Below are 15,958 nucleotides of genomic sequence, written 5' to 3' on the forward strand. Positions count from 1 at the left end.
GCTCGCAGCCCGGCGCCGGGCACGACGTCCGGCGTCGGGGTCCGAGCGCTCGAACTTGTCAGGCTCTCGCTGAACTTGTCAGGCCTTGCACGGCCTGACAAGTTCAGCGATCCCCGGCTGACCGGGGATCGCTGAAGAGGCGGGCCGCAGCCCCCAGCAGGCGCTCAGACGTGCTGGGTGAGCAGCCCGGAGTCGACGTCGTAGAGGAAGCCCCCGACCCGGGCGCGGTCGCCGATGAGGGGGTGCGTGCGGACCTTGGCGACGTCCTGGCGCAGCTGGTCGAGCTGGTCGGTGACCACGCCGAAGGACGCCCAGCTGGCGTCGACGCCGGCGGACTCGCCGACCTTGACCCGCAGCTCGGCCTCGCTCGAGGAGGCCATCGCGCAGCGGGTGTGGGGGACCACGAGGATCCGCTGGACGTTGAGCAGGTGGACGCCGAGCACCAGCGCCTCCAGCGCCTGGGGCGTCACCCGGGCGCCCGGGTTGCGGAAGATCTTCGCGTCGCCGTGCTTGAGCCCGAGCATGCGCAGCGGGTCGATGCGCGAGTCCATGCAGGTGATCAGGCCGATGCCGGCGTGGGCCTTGCCGTCGAACCCGCCGAGGTCGAAGTCGTCGGCGAAGGCGCGGTTGGCGTCGATCAGGTCGTCGAAGTCGTGCGAGGAGTCAGCCACGACTCGCAGGCTAGCGCCCCTCAGGCGCCGCCGCCGAAGAGGTCCCGGGTGCTGAGCCGGGTCGGGCGCACCTCGCGGAACAGGACGAGCGCGAGGACTGCCGCGACCACGGCGCAGCCGGCGGCGCCCCAGAACACGGCGTGCTCCTGGGCGATGCCCGCGACGCGGAGCAGGTCGGAGAACGCCTTGCACCGGCTCTTGCCGTCGCACACGTCCTGGACGGGCGGGATGGCGATCTGCTCGGAGTAGTAGCGGCGCAGCCCGATCGTGGTGAGCGCCGAGATGCCGACCAGCATGCCCACCATCCGGGCGACGACGACGAACGCGCTGGCGACCCCGTGCACCTCGTCGTCGGTGAAGGCGAGCAGCGCGGCGTTGACCGGCGCGAGCGCCAGGCCGAAGCCGAGGCCGCCGACGACGAGCGCCACGTTGGCGACGGGCTCCTCGATCGTCGTGAGGCCCCACCGGGTCATCAGCACGAAGCCGGTGGCTGCCATCAGCATCCCGCCGGCGGTGACCACGCCCGGAGCGACGGTGCGGATCAGCCAGCCGCCCGCGACGGCCCCGACGGGCAGCGCGAGCAGGAAGCGCACCAGCACCAGCGCGGCGGGGAGCTGGTCGTCGGGGTAGACGGTGGTGCGGGCGAAGAGCGGGATGTCGATGAGGGCGGCGATCAGCGCGGCGCCGACGAAGAAGCTGACCACGAGCGCGCCCCACGCGGGCGTACGCACCAGCGCCCCGCGCGGCACCAGCGGGGCGCTCGCGCGGCGTACGTGCCAGGCGAAGGCGGCGGCCGCCACGACGGCGCCGAGGAGGTACCACCGGCCGCGGGGGGAGAAGACCTCGACCTTCGGGTCGGCGGTGGCGAAGGCCAGGATCACCCCGCCGAGGGCGAGGGCGAGCAGCAGCGCGCCGACGAGGTCGGCGTCGACGAGGACGCGGGTCCAGCCGCGCAGGTCGAGCAGCGGCCGGGGCGCGAACCACGACCAGGCGAGCAGCAGCACGAACGCCACGACGGCGGCGGCGCCCGCCGGCGTCAGCCAGCGACCGTCGCCCGCGAACGGGATGAAGAGCTGTCCCCACGTGAGGTCGCGCATCAGCGCGGGTGGGCGCAGGAAGACGACCCCGCCCGCGACGAGGGTGAGCACGACCAGGAGCAGGCCGATCAGGTCGGGGCGTGGTCTCGAGGCTCGCTGCGCTCGCCCCTCGCCCGCCGCGGAACGGGTCAGCGCCCGGATGGCGGCGGCGAGCACGAGGCCGACGGCGAGGTTGACCGCGAAGATCGCGCGCCAGTCGGCGACCGCGAGGACCACGGCGCCGAACAGCGGCCCGAGGACTGAGCCGATCTCCTGGACCGCGGACACGACGCCGAGCGGGACGCCGCGACGCTCGACGGGGTAGAGGTCGGCGACCAGCGCGAGCGTCGCCGGCACGAGGCCGCCGCCGCCCACGCCCTGGAGGAACCGCCCGGCGACGATGCTGGGCATGTCGTAGGCGAGCGTCGTCACCAGCGAGCCCAGCGCGAAGAGCACCAGCGACATCACGAGGACGGGGACGCGTCCGCGCAGGTCGGCGATCCGCCCGATGAGCGGGAGCATCGCGACGTAGCCGAGGAGGAAGCCGCTGACGATGGGCGCGGCGCGCTGGAGCTGGTCGATCGGGATCCCGACGCCGGTCATCATGTCCGGCAGTGCCAGGACCACGACGTAGGTGTCGGCCGCGGCGAACGCGACGGCGACCGCGGCGACCGCCAGCAGCAGCCGCGAGCTGCGCGGCACCGTGTCCGTGGACGGCTCCGAGGGCCGGCTCACGGCGCGGTGATGTCCTTCTCCGTGCCGTAGTCGGCGAACTCGACGGTGTAGGTCATCGGGTCGGTGCGGGGGTAGAAGACGCCGGTGAGCGTGGCCTTGCGCAGCTCGCCGTCGTCGGTCACCTGCCACTCGGCGTCGAAGGAGTCACCCGACGCCGACGGGATCACGGCGTCCATGGCGTCGCCCGGGACGGTGCCGGAGTAGGTGGTCAGCACCTCCTTGTTGTCCGCGCCGCCGCGCACGCTCTCACCGGCCTCGGGGGCGTCGGTCAGCTCCAGCAGCCCGGCGAAGCCGTCCTGGCCGACGAGGCCCGACGGGTCGGGGGCGCCGTACTCCTTGGGGTTGACCTTGTTCCACCCGGGCGTGAACGGGAGCTGGGCGTAGACGGTGTCGTCGACCGCGACCACCGGCACGTCGACGGTCTGGCCGGCGAAGACGACGGTGATCGTGCCCTCGAAGGCCGGTGCGTCGGTCACCGTGCCCGCCGCCTCCTTGATGCCGGCCACGCCGTCGGGCAGGGCGGGGGTCGACAGCGTGAGGTCGACGCCGCTGGTCTCGGCGAGCTTCGTCGACGCCTCGGACAGGACCTCCTCGGGCGTCTTGCCGTCGGCCGCGGCGGAGTCGTCGCCCGAGCAGGCGGCGAGGGCGGGCAGGGCCAGGAGGACGGCCGTGGCCGTCGCGGCGAGGCGGCCGGCGGGCCGGCCACGTCCGGTGAGGGGAGCACGCATGCGCTCAGCCTTCCACAGGCGCGGTCGTCCGGGGCTCCGGCGCCTCGGCGTCGACCTGGCGCGCGACCGGCGAGGCGATCGCGGCGATCGGCTGCGGCGCAGGCACGCCGGAGCCGTCGCGCTTGCCGGTCGCCTCGGGCAGCTCGACCGGGGCGCCGCTCGCGCGGCGCGCGGCCGGCCCGGGGCCGGCCCACGCGCGGTGACCAGGACGTCCTCGCCCTTGAGGAAGCGGTGGCTGCGCACGCCGCCCGTGGCGCGGCCCTTGCCGGGGTACTCGCTGAACGGCGTCACCTTGACCGACCCGGGCTCGGTGCCCTCCAGCGCCGTCGACGACCCGGACGCGGTGACGACCACCGCCTCGGCAGGGTCGAACGCGCCGAAGAACGCGACCCGCTGGCCCGCGCCGAGCTTGATGCCCGCCATGCCGCCGCCCGAGCGCCCCTGGGGGCGTACGCCCGAGGCGGGGAAGTGCAGCAGCTGGGCGTCGGTGGAGATGAAGCAGAGCTCCTCGTCGCCGGTGCGCAGCTCGGCGGCGCCGACGACCTCGTCGCCGTCCTTGAGGCCGATGACCTCCCAGTCGTCGCGGTTGAGCACCTCGGGGTTGACCCGCTTGACCACGCCGTCGCGGGTGCCGAGCGCGAGGCCCCAGCCGTCGCTGGCCAGCGTGGTGAGGGCGAGGACCCGCTCGCCGGCCTCGAGCGAGACCAGCTCGGTGAGCGGGACGCCGCCGGCGACGTGGGGGTCGTTGGCGGTCGAGGGCAGCTCGGCGCCGATGTCGATGACCGCCACCTTCACCAGCCGGCCGCGGTTGGTGAGCAGCCCGACCTCGCCGCGGCGGGAGGTGAGCACCGCCGACACGACGGCGTCGTGGTTGGCCCGGTCGCCACCCGAGCCGAGCGGGGCGGTGTCGCGCGTACGGGCCAGCAGCCCGGTCGAGGAGAGCAGGACGAAGCACGGGTCGTCGGAGACCTCGACGGCCGTGGCGGCCGCGGAGACCGCCGGTGCGGCGCCGAGCAGGACCGTGCGGCGCGGGGTGCCGTGCTCCTTGGCGACGTCGCCGAGCTCGTCGGAGACCACCTTCCGCAGGAGCTTCTCGTCGGCGAGGATCGCGTCGAGGTGCTCGATGGTGCGCTCGAGCTCGGCCTTCTCCTTGTCGAGCTCCAGCTTGGAGAACTTCGTCAGCCGGCGCAGCGGCATGTCGAGGATGTAGTCGGCCTGGACCTCGGAGAGCTCGAAGACCTGGATCAGCCGCTCCTTGGCGGCGGCGGCGTTGTCCGAGGACCGGATGACCTGGATGACCTCGTCGATGTCGAGGATCGCGATCAGCAGGCCGTCGACGAGGTGGAGCCGGTCGGCGGCCTTGGTCCGGCGGAACACCGAGCGACGGCGCACGACGTCGAAGCGGTGCTGGAGGAACACCTCGAGCAGCTGCCGGAGCCCGAGCGTGCGGGGCTGGCCGTCGACCAGCGCGACCGCGTTGATGCCGAACGAGTCCTCCATCGCGGTCTGCCGGTAGAGCTGCTCGAGGAGCGCCTCCGGCACGAAGCCGTTCTTCACCTCGATGACCAGCCGCAGGCCGTGGTCGCGGTCGCTGAGGTCCTTGATGTCGGCGATGCCCTGCAGCTTCTTGGCCAGGACCAGCTTCTTGATCTGCTCCATCACCCGCTCGGTGCCGACGCCGTAGGGGAGCTCGGTCACGACGATGCCCTTGCGCCGGGCCGTCACCGACTCGACGCGGGCGGTGGCGCGCATCTTGAACGTGCCGCGCCCGGACTCGTAGGCGTCGCGGATGCCGTCGAGGCCGACGATCTTGCCGCCGGTGGGGAGGTCGGGACCCGGGATGAAGCGCATCAGGTCGTCGAGCGACGCCTTCGGGTGGGTGATGAGGTGCTTGAGCGCCTGGACCACCTCGACGAGGTTGTGCGGGGCGATGTTGGTGGCCATGCCGACGGCGATCCCGGCCGAGCCGTTGACCAGCAGGTGCGGGATCGCGGCCGGCAGCACGACCGGCTCCATCTCGCGCGAGTCGTAGTTGGGCTTGAAGTCGACCGTGTCCTCGTCGATCGACGCCGTCATCGCGACCGCCGCGGGCGCCATCCGGCACTCGGTGTAGCGCATCGCGGCGGGGGAGTCGTCGGGGGAGCCGAAGTTGCCGTGGCCGTCGACGGTCCGCAGCCGCATCGACCACGGCTGCGCCATCCGGACGAGCGCGTCGTAGATCGCTCCGTCACCGTGCGGGTGCAGGCGACCCATCACCTCGCCGACGACACGGGCGCTCTTCACGTGGCCGCGGTCGGGCCGCAGCGACATGTCGTCCATCGTGTAGAGGATCCGGCGCTGGACGGGCTTGAGGCCGTCGCGCGCGTCGGGCAGCGCCCGGGAGTAGATGACCGAGTAGGCGTACTCCAGGAACGACGTCTGCATCTCGTCGCGGATGTCGGTGTCGAGGATGTGCTCCTCGAAGTCGTCCGGGAGGGGCTGCTTCGTCGTACGTCGTGCCATGCCGGTCATTCTCCCCGGTCGGGGCCCGCCCGCGGGCGGGGGCTCGCCGGGCAGGGTCGACATCGGTCGGGTGCGGTGGGGGGATCACCGATAGATTGCCGGTGTGAGCGACGTGGACGCGACGACCGACGAGCCCGGGACGACGGCCCCGCCGCGCCACTGGGAGGCCGACGTCCTGCTCCGCGACGGGCGCACGGCGCACATCCGGCCGATGCAGCCGGAGGACCGGGCGCTGCTCGTGGAGTTCTACGCGCGCGTCTCGGACCAGTCGAAGTACTACCGGTTCTTCTCCCCGATGCCGGAGCTGTCCGAGCGCGACCTCGACCGGTTCACCCGCGTCGACCACCGCGACCGGGTGGCGCTGATCCTGCTCGTGGCCGGCAAGATGATCGCGGTCGGCCGCTACGACACGATCCGCCCCGGCTACGCCGAGGTCGCCTTCCTCGTCGAGGACAAGCACCAGGGTCGCGGGATCGGCCAGCTGCTGCTCGAGCACCTCGCCCAGGCCGGCCGCGAGCGCGGCGTCGAGGAGTTCGTCGCCGAGGTGCTGCCCGACAACCAGGCGATGATCCACACCTTCAAGGACGCCGGCTACCAGGTGAAGAGCGCCTTCGAGGACGGCGTGATGGAGCTCGTCTTCCGGATCGACCCCACCGAGACCGCCATCGGCGTCATGGAGCAGCGCGAGCACCGCGCGGAGCACGCGTCGATCGAGCGGTTCTTCTCGCCGAGGTCGGTCGCGATCATCGGTGCGAGCCGTCGCCAGGACACCATCGGGCGCGCGCTGGTGCGCCACCTCGTGCTCGGCAACTTCTCCGGGCGGATCCACGTGGTCAACCCGAGCGCCGACTCGGTCGCGGGGATGCCGGCGTGGAAGTCGGTGGGGGAGATCCCGGGCGAGGTCGACGTGGCGATCGTCGCCGTCCCGGCGGACGCCGTGCAGGACGTCGTGCTCGACTGCGCCGCCAAGGGCGTGCACGGGCTGGTGGTGATCTCCTCGGGCTTCGCCGAGACCGGCGAGGAGGGCCGCCAGCGCCAGCGCCGGCTCGTCGGGCTCTCCCGGTCCTACGGCCTCCGGCTGATCGGGCCCAACGCGCTGGGCATCATCAACACCGACCCCGAGGTCTCGCTCAACGCGTCGCTGTCGTCGGTGATGCCGCCGCGCGGCCGCGCCGGATTCTTCTGCCAGTCCGGCGCGCTCGGCTCGGCGATCCTGGAGAAGGTGCAGAACCGCGGCCTCGGCCTCACGACGTTCGTCAGCGCCGGCAACCGCGCGGACGTGTCCGGCAACGACCTCCTGCAGTACTGGGAGGAGGACGACGCCACCGAGGTGGTCCTGCTCTACCTCGAGTCGATCGGCAACCCGCGCAAGTTCTCCCGGATCGCCCGGCGGGTGAGCCGGCGCAAGCCGATCGTGGCGGTCCGCTCCGGCCGCAGCTCCCAAGGCGTCCCGATGGGCCACGCGGTCCGCAAGATCGCCGCCCCGGCCCAGGCGGTGGACGCGATGTTCCGCCAGGCCGGGATCATCCAGGTCGAGTCGCTGGAGGAGATGTTCGACGTCGCCCAGCTGCTGGCCCACCAGCCGCTGCCGCGCGGGCGCCGGGTCGCGATCGTCGGCAACTCCGACGCGCTCGGGCTGCTCGCCGCCGACGCCGCCAACTCGGTGGGTCTCGTGGTCAACAAGCAGGTCGCGCTCGGAGCCGACGCCACCGCGGAGGACTTCGAGGACGCGCTCGACGCCGCGATCGACGACCCCGAGGTCGACTCGGTGGTCGCGATCTTCATCCCGCCGCTCAACGTCGCCGGCGCCCGCGAGGACGTCGCCAACGTCCTGGCCGCGGTCGGCGAGCAGTCCGACAAGCCGATCGTGTCGACGTTCCTCGGCACCGAGGGCGTGCCCGAGCTGCTGCGCGTCCCCGACGTCGCGGGCTCGAGCGCCGGCCGCGGGTCGGTGCCGTCGTACCCCGAGGTCGAGGCGGCCGTCCGCGCGCTCGCACGCGTCGTGGAGTACGCCGTGTGGGTCCGCGTGCCGCAGGCCGGCAGCAGTGCCGAGGCGGAGACGGCGGACCGCGACACCGCCCGCCACATCGTCAACGAGGTGCTGATGAAGCACCCCGAGGGCCGCGAGCTCGACTTCCGCGAGCAGCACAGGCTGCTGGACGCCTACGGCATCCACCTGTGGGAGACCTACGCCGTGGAGTCCCTCGACGAGGCGGTCGCGGCGGGCGAGGAGCTCGGCTGGGACGTGGTGCTCAAGGCCACCGCCGACCACCTGCGCGACCGCCCGGACCTCGCGCACGTGTGGCGCAACATCGACACCCCGGAGGAGATGCAGGACGCCTGGACGACGCTCAACCAGGTCATCACCGACCCGGCGCGCGCGGGCTTCGTCGTCCAGCGCAACGCCCCGCCCGGGGTCCCGGTGACCATCGCGACGATGGAGGACCCGCTGTTCGGCCCGGTCCTGTCGTTCGGGATCGGCGGGCCGCTGAGCGAGCTGCTGGGAGACCGGTCCTACCGGATCCCGCCGCTGGCCGACCACGACGCCCAGGACATGGTGCGCGAGATCAAGGCCTCGCCCCTGCTGTTCGGCTACCGCGGCAGCGAGATCGTCGACGTCGCGGAGATCGAGCGGCTGGTGCGGCAGGTCGCCCAGCTCCAGCACGACCTGCCGCAGGTCCGCGCGCTCCAGCTGCCGCTGGTGCTGGCGGGCGCGGACGGCGCCACCGTGCTCGGCGCGAGCGTGCGGGTGGAGCCGGTCAAGGACCCGCGGTCGGACTGGTTCGTCCGACGGCTGTCGACGATGCCGGGGGACACGCTCCCCGGTTGAGCGGGGATGCGTGACAGACTTCACCCATGCCCCGCTCCACCCGCGTCGCGGACGTCTCCGACGAGCTCCGACAGGCGATCCACCGCACCGGCTACTACCCCGAGGTCGTCGCCGACGGCGTCTTCTCGGCCGCCGGCGGTGAGGACGTCGTGTCCTACTTCGTGCACCACGAGACGACGTTCGACCACGAGGAGGTGCGCCGCCACCTCACCGCGCTGCTCCTGACGCCCACCCGCCTGGTGATCGCCCACACCGACGAGCACCCGGGCGACGACCTGCTGCCCGAGCCGTACACGTCCACCACCACCGAGGCGGTGACGCTCGCCTCGATCCGCACGGTCGTCGTGACCCGCATGGTCGCCAACCCGACGGCGGGGGTCGCGCCGCCCGCCGAGGCCGTGCTGACCATCGGGTGGGGCGGCGTCGGCCGCCTCGACCTCGAGCCGGCCGGCTGCTCCGACCCGTCGTGCGACGCCGACCACGGCTACACCGGCACGCTCGCCGGCGACGACTACACGCTGCGCGTCTCGGCGGCCGCCGAGGGAGCCGACGCCGTGAGCGGGCTGCTGGCCTTCGCCGACGCGCTGTCGGCGAGCACCCGCGGATGAGCGCCCCCGCGTGGTGAGCGACATCCTGCCGACGTCGCTCACCCTGCCCGCCTACGGAGACCGTTCGCTCGCCGACGTCCTCCCCTCGGTCGGCCGTGCCCTGGGGGTGCCGCTGGCCGACCACCCGGCCGGGCTCGAGCTGCCCCCGGCGCCGTCGTACGTCGTGTTCCTCGTCGACGGCCTCGGCTCCGAGCTGCTCGCCCGCCACGCCCACGCCGCCCCCTACCTCGCCTCCCTCGTGGCCGGCAGCGCCACCGGCACGGCCGGCGTGCCCTCGACGACGGCGACCTCGCTGACCTCGCTCGGCACCGGCCTGCCCCCCGGGGCGCACGGGCTGGTCGGCTACACCGCCCGCATCCCCGGCACCGACCGGCTGATCAACCACCTCGGGTGGGACAAGCACGTCGACCCCCTCGAGTGGCAGCCCCACCCGACCGCCTTCGGCCGCCTCGCCCGGGCTGGCGTGCACGTGACGTCGGTCAACAAGCGCGACTTCGACGGCTCCGGGCTCACGGTCGCCTCCCAGCGGGGCGCGACCTACGTCGGGGCCGACCGGGTCGGCGAGCGGATCGCAGCGGCGGTGGCGGCCTCCGCGCACGCGCCGTCCCTGACCTACGTCTACGACTCCGACCTCGACTGGACCGGCCACAAGTTCGGCGTCGCCTCCTCGCAGTGGCTCCAGCAGCTGGCGATGGTCGACGCGGAGGCCGAGCAGCTGCGCGAGGCGCTGCCGTCGGCCACCCGGCTGCTCGTCGTGGCCGACCACGGGATGGTCGACAGCCCGACGCACGCCCGCGTCGACGTCGACGCCGTCGACGGGATGCGGGACGGCGTGGCGCTGCTCGGCGGCGAGGCGCGCTTCCGGCACGTGTACTGCTCGGCGGGCGCGGTGGCCGACGTGGTCGCGACCTGGCGCGAGGTGCTCGGCGACCGGGCCACGGTGCTCGCCCGCGAGGACGCGGTCGCCCGCGGGTGGTTCGGCGCGGTGCACCCGGGCGTGCTGCCCCGCCTCGGCGACGTGATGGTCGCCTGCCACGACGACGTGGCGGTCCTCTCCTCGCGCGACTTCCCCTACGAGACCACCCTGGTCGGCCTGCACGGCTCGCTCACCCCGGTCGAGATGAAGATCCCGATCCTCGTCGGCTGAGCCCTGAGTCTCCCGGAGACTCACCCTCGACTGGGCCGTGAGTCTCCCGGAGACTCACCCTCGACTGGGCCGTGAGTCTCCCGGAGACTCACCCTCGACTGGGCCGTGAGTCTCCTGGAGACTCAACCTCCAGCGTCAGCCGAAGGGGAGCGGCTCGGGGGCCAGGCTGACCGCCTTGGCCCGCGCCGCGGTGAGTCGCCGGCGGTGGTGCTGGCGGCACAGCACCTCGTACGCCACGTGCGCAGGCGGCTCGTCGACCTGGTCGACGTCACCGACCACGACCACCTCGCCGTCGGTGACCATCACGCCGTCCTCCGTGCGCGCGTTGTGGGTGGCGCGCTTGCCGCACCAGCACAGCGCCTCGACCTGCAGGACGTTCATCCGGTCGGCGAGCTCGACGAGCCGGCCGCTCCCGGGGAACAGCTGGGAGCGGAAGTCGGTGAGGATGCCGAAGGCGAAGACGTCGATCTGGAGCTCGTCGACGACCTTCGCGAGCTGGTCGATCTGCTCGGCGGAGTAGAACTGGGCCTCGTCGCAGATGAGGTAGTCGATGCGACCGCCGCGGGTGAGGGTGTCGACGACGTAGGACCAGAAGTCGAAGTCCGCGTCCACCTCGAGGGCGTCGTGGGTGAGCCCTAGCCGGCTGGAGAGCACCGCCTGCCCGGCGCGGTCGTGGGTCGTGAAGATCCGCCCGACCCGTCCGCGCGCCGCGTGGTTGTGGTTGGTCTGGAGCGCCAGCGTCGACTTGCCGGAGTCCATCGTGCCCGTGAAGAAGTGCAGTTCAGCCATGTCCGGGCGATCTTGTCACAGCGACCACCCGGGGCGGCGGCTACCGTGCCGGGCATGGACGACGACTTTCCCGGCGCCCCCGCGGCGACCTCCCCGCTGCTCGGACCCACGGAGCTGGCGGAGGTCCTCGCCGACGTCACCGTGCTCGACGTGCGCTACCGGATGGGCGGTCCGCCGGGCCGCGACGAGCACGCCGCCGGGCACCTCCCCGGCGCGGCCTACGTCGACCTCGACGCCGACCTCGCCGCCCCGCCCGGGGACGGCGGTCGCCACCCGCTGCCGGACGAGGACGCGTTCGAGGCCGCGATGCGGCGCGTCGGAGTGCGCGGCGACCGCCCGGTGGTCGTCTACGACGACTGGGAGGGCCGCGCGGCGGCCCGGGCGTGGTGGCTGCTGAGGCACCACGGCCACCGTGACGTGCGGCTCCTCGACGGCGGCCTGGCGGCGTGGCGCGCGGAGGGTCGCCCGGTCGAGCCGGGGGAGGTCCGCCCCGAGCCCGGTGACTTCCGCGTCTCGGCGACCAAGGCGATGCCGGTCGTCGGACCCGAGGACGTGCGGTCGGTGGACGTGCTGGTCGACGCCCGGGCGCCCGAGCGCTACACGGGCGAGACCGAGCCGGTCGACCCGGTCGCCGGGCACATCCCCGGCGCGGTCAACGTGCCGACCACCGACAACCTCGACGAGCGCGGACGCTTCCTGCCGCCCGCGCGGCTGCGCGAGGTCTACGCCCGGGTGGGGGCCGACACGGCGGGCTCGGTCGCGGCGTACTGCGGGTCAGGCGTCACGGCCGCCCACGACGTGGTCGCGATGGCCGCGGCCGGCATCGACGCCGCCCTCTACCCGGGCAGCTGGAGCGGCTGGGTGAGCGACCCGACGCGTCCGGTCGCGACCGGACGCTGATCAGCGGGCGACGACCTCGTCGCCCACGGTGACCCGGCCCGGTCCCTCCGGCAGCAGGTGCACGGCGAACAGCGTCCTGCCGTCGACCAGCCGCCGGCGCGCCAGCGTGCGGACCGGCTCCCGGGCGGTGGCGAGGGTCTGCGGGTCGATCGTGGTCATCACGCACCGGGCGACCGGCTTGGCGACGCGGAAGCGGGTCTCGCCGACCGTCACCGACGTCCAGCCGTCCTCGGCGAACGGCTCGTCACCGTCGACCACGAGGTTGGCGCGGAACCGGTCCATCGCGAGCGGCTCGGGCGGCTCCTCGCCGCGCTCGAGCGCCTCCTCGACGATCCAGTCGTCCAGCCGCCGCAGCGACGCCAGCGAGGCGATGGTGACGGGGAAGGAGTCGGCGAACGCGGTGTGGTCGGAGGGGTCGGAGAAGCCGGGCTGCAGGCGGCGCCGCGACGGGACGTGGCAGAACACCAGGCGTACGTCGTCGCGCCCCAGCGCCTTGGCGATCCACGCGTCGGCCTCCGGCGCGGGGACCGCGTGCAGGTCGAGCGAGAACAGCCGGACCGGCGCGGCGTCACCGTCGGGGACGACGAGGTCGAGGTCGTCGAGGTCGGGAGCACGCAGCCGGAGGTCGCCCGTGACCGTCGGGTCGGTGGCCGGGGTGTCGGCGACGACGGTGAGGAGGGCGTGGGCCTCGCGGGCGGACACCAGGCGTCCGGACCCGTCGACCACCATCCAGGAGCGGTCGTCGACGAGCCCCCGCGCCAGGACGTCGGCGGACCGGACCGAGCGAACGGCGCCGGACTTGAGCGGGTGGACGCCGACCCGGAGCAGGCGCACCGTCAGTCGTTCTTGCCGCCGCCGAACATGATCTCGTCCCAGCTCGGGACCGACGCGCGGCCCCGCTTGCGGGTCGGCTTGCTGCGCGGCTCGGACGCTGCCGGCGCGTCCTGCCGCTCCTCGGGAGCGTCGGCGCCGGCCATACCGGTCGAGCCTCCGTCGTCGCGGCGACCCACGTCGTCGGTGCCCTCCAGGTAGGCCTCGAGGGGCTGCTCGGTCCCGAGCGCGGTGAGCTCGGCCGTCGCGTCGTCGGCCGAGTCGTCGTCGACGTGGGCCTCGGCGGTGGCGCGCTCGCCGGAGACCATCTCCAGGGCGTCGTCACCCAGCGGGAGCTCGTCGCCGCTGACCGCGCTGAGCCGGCGCTGGCGGGCCGCCGCGAGGTCGTCGGAGGCGGACGCGGCGGCGGAGCCGGGGGAGGCGTCGGGCGCGGCCGCGGGCGCTGCGTCGCCGACCAGCCACCGGGCGTCGTCGTCGTCGACCGTGACGAAGTTGCCGCGCGGGTCGTGGGAGAAGGTGGCGATGCCGGAGCGACCGGCGACGTCGTAGATCCCGGTCAGGGTCCAGCGACCGTCCTCACGACGCCACGCGTCCCACTCGACGGTCGCGGGGTCGACGTTGTGGGTGCGCAGGTGTGCGCTGACCGCCTCGCCGAGGGTGCGTGCACCCGAGTCGGGGGAGCGGCGTCGGACCGAGGCGAGCTGCGCGCGGTCGGCCACGTGGGCGCGCTCGGCGAGCACCGGAGCCGCGAACGGCATGATCTTCTCCACCGAGGTGCCGGCGGCGTGGGCGACCGACTCCGGAGTCTCACCCGCGCGGATGCGCGTCTGGATGTCGCGGGGGCGGAGGCTTGATTCCATCGGGATCTCCAACTGGCCGTTGCTGTCGGGCGCGCCCGTGAGGGCGCGGCGGAGGCGTGCGTCGATCACCACGGAGTGCTCGTGACCCTCGTCGTCCACCAGCAGCAGGCGCTTGCCGTCACCGCTGCGTCCGGTGAACGTCAGCTGTGCCATGGTCGGCGGGCTCCTGACTGCGGTCGGGTGGTCTCGGCGGGTCGCGGATCGGGGCGGGCGTGGTGCGCGGCATCCGTTCCGGCGAGCCTACGCCAGCGCGGTGCCCCGGCGGCGCTACGCCTGCGGCGCGCCCGCCACAGGTGTGGGACTAGCCTGTGCGTCCGTGCCTTCTCCCGAGCTCGCCGTGACGCTGGTCGTGCTCGACCTCGTCGGCATCTTCGTGTTCGCGGTGACCGGTGCTCTCGTCGCGGTCCGCAAGCACCTCGACCTGTTCGCCGCGACGGTCCTCGCCGGGGTGACCGGCCTCGGTGGCGGGTTCATCCGCGACGTCCTGATCGGCGCGACCCCGCCCGCGGCGCTCGCGGACTGGCGCTACCTGCTGGTCCCGGTGGCGGCGGGCGTCCTGACGTTCCTGTTCCACCCGACGGTGGGGCGCCTCGAGCGGGTCGTCACCCTCTTCGACGCCTTCGGCCTCGCCCTGTTCTGCGTGACCGGGGCCCTGAAGGCCGTCGACTACGGTCTCGGCCCGCTCCCCGCGGCGCTGCTCGGCATGGTCACCGGCATCGGTGGCGGCGTCCTCCGGGACGTGCTGGCCGGCCGGGTCCCGGTCATCTTCGAGGGCGCGCTCTACGCCACGCCGGCGCTCGCCGGCGCCGGGGTGGCGGTCGTCCTCGACCGGGCCGACCTGTCGCTGCTGGTGGTCGCCGCCGCCGGGTTCGGGACCTGCCTGGGCTGGCGGCTGCTCGCGCTCGTGCGGGGCTGGCAGGCGCCGATGCCGCGGGGACCGGCCAACGTCTGAGCGGCGTCAGTCGCCGAGGACCCGGCGCAGGTAGGCGTTGGCGAACACCCGGTCGGGGTCGAGCCGCTCGCGCATCGCGAGGAAGTCCTCGAACCGGTCGTAGGCCGGTGCCAGGTCGGCTGCGGTGCGGGTGTGCACCTTGCCCCAGTGCGGGCGCCCGCCGGCCTCGCGGAGCACGGGCTCGAGGCCGCCGAAGTACGCCCGGTGGTCGGTGTCCGCCGGGACGTGGAACGCGAGGTAGAAGCTGTCCCGGCCGTGCGACGTCGAGAGCGGGACGTCGTCGGCGGGTGCGGTGCGGATCTCGACCGGGAAGGCGATCCGCCAGTCGCTGGCGTCGATCACCCGCCGGCACTCGCGGAGCACGTCGAGGCCGACCTCGCGCGGCACGGCGTACTCCATCTCGCGGAACCGGACGCGGCGCTGGCTGACGAAGACGCGGTGGGCGAGGTCGCTGTAGCGGCGCTCGGAGAGCGCGTGGCCGGCGAGCCGGTTGATCCGGGGGACGAGCGCCGGCGCGCGGGACCCGAGCCGGCAGAGCGCGCCGAACAGGGTGTTGGAGACGAGCTCGTCCTCGCGCCAGGCGGCCAGCCGGGACGGCGGCTCCTGCTCGCCCGGCTCGAGGTCGGTGCGGTGGTTCTGCTTCACCATCATCGCGTCGGTGTGCGGGAACCAGTACATGTCGACATGGTGGGCCGCGGCGACCAGGTCGTCGTAGGAGGTCAGGGCTTCCTCCCAGCCCATCGGCTGCTCGTGGGCCTCGACCACGAACAGCGGCTCCACCCGGAACGTCAGGCTGGTGAGGATGCCCAGCGCGCCGAGGCCCACCCGGGCGACCTCGAGGACGTCGGGGTTCTCCTCCGCCGAGGCCCGCACCACCTCGCCCGTGCCGTCGACGAGCTCGAGGGCCGCGAGCTGGGCCGCCAGGCCGGCCGCGACGCCGCCGGTGCCGTGGGTGCCGGTGGAGGTCGCACCGGCGAGGGTCTGCTCGGCGATGTCACCCATGTTGTGCAGCGACAGGCCGAGCCGCTCCAGCGCCAGGTTGAGGTCCTTGAGCGGGGTGCCGGCGCGCGCGGTGACCGTCATCGCCTGCCGGTCGACGGCCAGCACCCCGGTCATGGCGCCGGGCGTCAGGAGCGTGTGCTCGGGAGCGCCGATCGCGGTGAAGCTGTGACCGGTGCCGGTCATCTTGACGGTCGTGCCGTCGTGTCGGACGCGGTGCACGGCGTCGATGACCGCCGCGACGTCGGCGGGCGCCTCGACGTGCTGCGGGACGGCCTCCTCGAGACCGGACCAGTTGCGCCAGCGGGTGCCGTCGAAGGGCGTCGTCAT

At 73.6% G+C, this 15,958-nt stretch carries 12 protein-coding genes and 1 pseudogene; 5 read left to right on the forward strand and 8 right to left on the reverse strand.

The window, feature by feature from the left end; all coding sequences use genetic code 11:
- Window positions 1-164 precede the first annotated feature (164 nt).
- The 4 genes and pseudogenes from LN652_RS01350 to LN652_RS01365 all read right to left on the reverse strand — a co-directional run bounded on the left by LN652_RS01350 (window position 165) and on the right by LN652_RS01365 (window position 5,712).
- A complete protein-coding gene (locus LN652_RS01350) occupies window positions 165-671 on the reverse strand; it encodes a beta-class carbonic anhydrase (protein WP_230442923.1) in 507 nt (168 codons plus the stop codon).
- A gap of 20 nt (window positions 672-691) precedes the next feature.
- Window positions 692-2,482, reverse strand: a complete 1,791-nt coding sequence (locus LN652_RS01355; RefSeq protein ID WP_230442924.1) for an MFS transporter — start codon at window positions 2,480-2,482, stop codon at window positions 692-694.
- Window positions 2,479-3,210 carry an LppX_LprAFG lipoprotein gene (locus LN652_RS01360; protein WP_230442925.1) on the reverse strand — a complete coding sequence of 244 codons (732 nt, stop codon included), beginning with the start codon at window positions 3,208-3,210 and terminating at the stop codon, window positions 2,479-2,481. Before LN652_RS01360 ends, LN652_RS01355 begins: the two co-directional genes overlap by 4 nt.
- A gap of 4 nt (window positions 3,211-3,214) precedes the next feature.
- Window positions 3,215-5,712: pseudogene (locus tag LN652_RS01365) on the reverse strand (DNA gyrase/topoisomerase IV subunit A).
- 103 nt (window positions 5,713-5,815) lie between these two features.
- On the opposite strand from LN652_RS01365, the gene LN652_RS01370 reads away from it, so the two are divergent.
- The 3 genes from LN652_RS01370 to LN652_RS01380 are packed head-to-tail and all read left to right on the forward strand — an operon-like array spanning window position 5,816 to window position 10,297.
- Window positions 5,816-8,542 (forward strand): bifunctional acetate--CoA ligase family protein/GNAT family N-acetyltransferase, encoded by a 2,727-nt coding sequence (locus LN652_RS01370; RefSeq protein ID WP_230442926.1) that lies wholly within the window; start codon window positions 5,816-5,818, stop codon window positions 8,540-8,542.
- A gap of 26 nt (window positions 8,543-8,568) precedes the next feature.
- Entirely contained in the window at window positions 8,569-9,150 is a 582-nt protein-coding gene (locus LN652_RS01375; protein ID WP_230442927.1) for a DUF5998 family protein, read from the forward strand.
- 10 nt (window positions 9,151-9,160) lie between these two features.
- Entirely contained in the window at window positions 9,161-10,297 is a 1,137-nt protein-coding gene (locus LN652_RS01380; protein ID WP_230442928.1) for an alkaline phosphatase family protein, read from the forward strand.
- Window positions 10,298-10,432: 135 nt separating this feature from the next.
- Here LN652_RS01380 and LN652_RS01385 read toward each other — a convergent pair whose 3' ends face one another.
- A complete protein-coding gene (locus LN652_RS01385) occupies window positions 10,433-11,086 on the reverse strand; it encodes a thymidine kinase (RefSeq protein ID WP_230442929.1) in 654 nt (217 codons plus the stop codon).
- Between the two features lie 54 nt (window positions 11,087-11,140).
- On the opposite strand from LN652_RS01385, the gene LN652_RS01390 reads away from it, so the two are divergent.
- Entirely contained in the window at window positions 11,141-11,986 is an 846-nt protein-coding gene (locus LN652_RS01390; RefSeq protein WP_230442930.1) for a sulfurtransferase, read from the forward strand.
- On the opposite strand, the gene LN652_RS01395 is transcribed toward LN652_RS01390, so the two are convergent.
- Both LN652_RS01395 and sepH read right to left on the reverse strand, forming a co-directional pair.
- Window positions 11,987-12,820 (reverse strand): MOSC domain-containing protein, encoded by an 834-nt coding sequence (locus LN652_RS01395; RefSeq protein WP_230442931.1) that lies wholly within the window; start codon window positions 12,818-12,820, stop codon window positions 11,987-11,989.
- Between the two features lie 2 nt (window positions 12,821-12,822).
- A complete protein-coding gene (gene sepH, locus LN652_RS01400; protein ID WP_230442932.1) occupies window positions 12,823-13,830 on the reverse strand; it encodes a septation protein SepH in 1,008 nt (335 codons plus the stop codon).
- A gap of 163 nt (window positions 13,831-13,993) precedes the next feature.
- On the opposite strand from sepH, the gene LN652_RS01405 reads away from it, so the two are divergent.
- Entirely contained in the window at window positions 13,994-14,629 is a 636-nt protein-coding gene (locus LN652_RS01405) for a trimeric intracellular cation channel family protein (protein WP_230442933.1), read from the forward strand.
- A gap of 6 nt (window positions 14,630-14,635) precedes the next feature.
- On the opposite strand, the gene LN652_RS01410 is transcribed toward LN652_RS01405, so the two are convergent.
- Entirely contained in the window at window positions 14,636-15,958 is a 1,323-nt protein-coding gene (locus LN652_RS01410; protein WP_230442934.1) for a D-arabinono-1,4-lactone oxidase, read from the reverse strand.

It is taken from the genome of Nocardioides okcheonensis (genome assembly GCF_020991065.1).
GTDB lineage: Bacteria > Actinomycetota > Actinomycetes > Propionibacteriales > Nocardioidaceae > Nocardioides > Nocardioides okcheonensis.

What these genes read in the sequence shown, in the direction of transcription:
- LN652_RS01360 (WP_230442925.1), bottom strand. Translation starts at nt 3,210, where the DNA reads ATGCGTGCTCCCCTCACCGGACGTGGCCGGCCCGCCGGCCGCCTCGCC.
- LN652_RS01375 (WP_230442927.1), top strand. Translation starts at nt 8,569, where the DNA reads ATGCCCCGCTCCACCCGCGTCGCGGACGTCTCCGACGAGCTCCGACAG.
- LN652_RS01385 (WP_230442929.1), bottom strand. Translation starts at nt 11,086, where the DNA reads ATGGCTGAACTGCACTTCTTCACGGGCACGATGGACTCCGGCAAGTCG.
- LN652_RS01390 (WP_230442930.1), top strand. Translation starts at nt 11,141, where the DNA reads ATGGACGACGACTTTCCCGGCGCCCCCGCGGCGACCTCCCCGCTGCTC.
- sepH (WP_230442932.1), bottom strand. Translation starts at nt 13,830, where the DNA reads ATGGCACAGCTGACGTTCACCGGACGCAGCGGTGACGGCAAGCGCCTG.
- LN652_RS01410 (WP_230442934.1), bottom strand. Translation starts at nt 15,958, where the DNA reads ATGACGACGCCCTTCGACGGCACCCGCTGGCGCAACTGGTCCGGTCTC.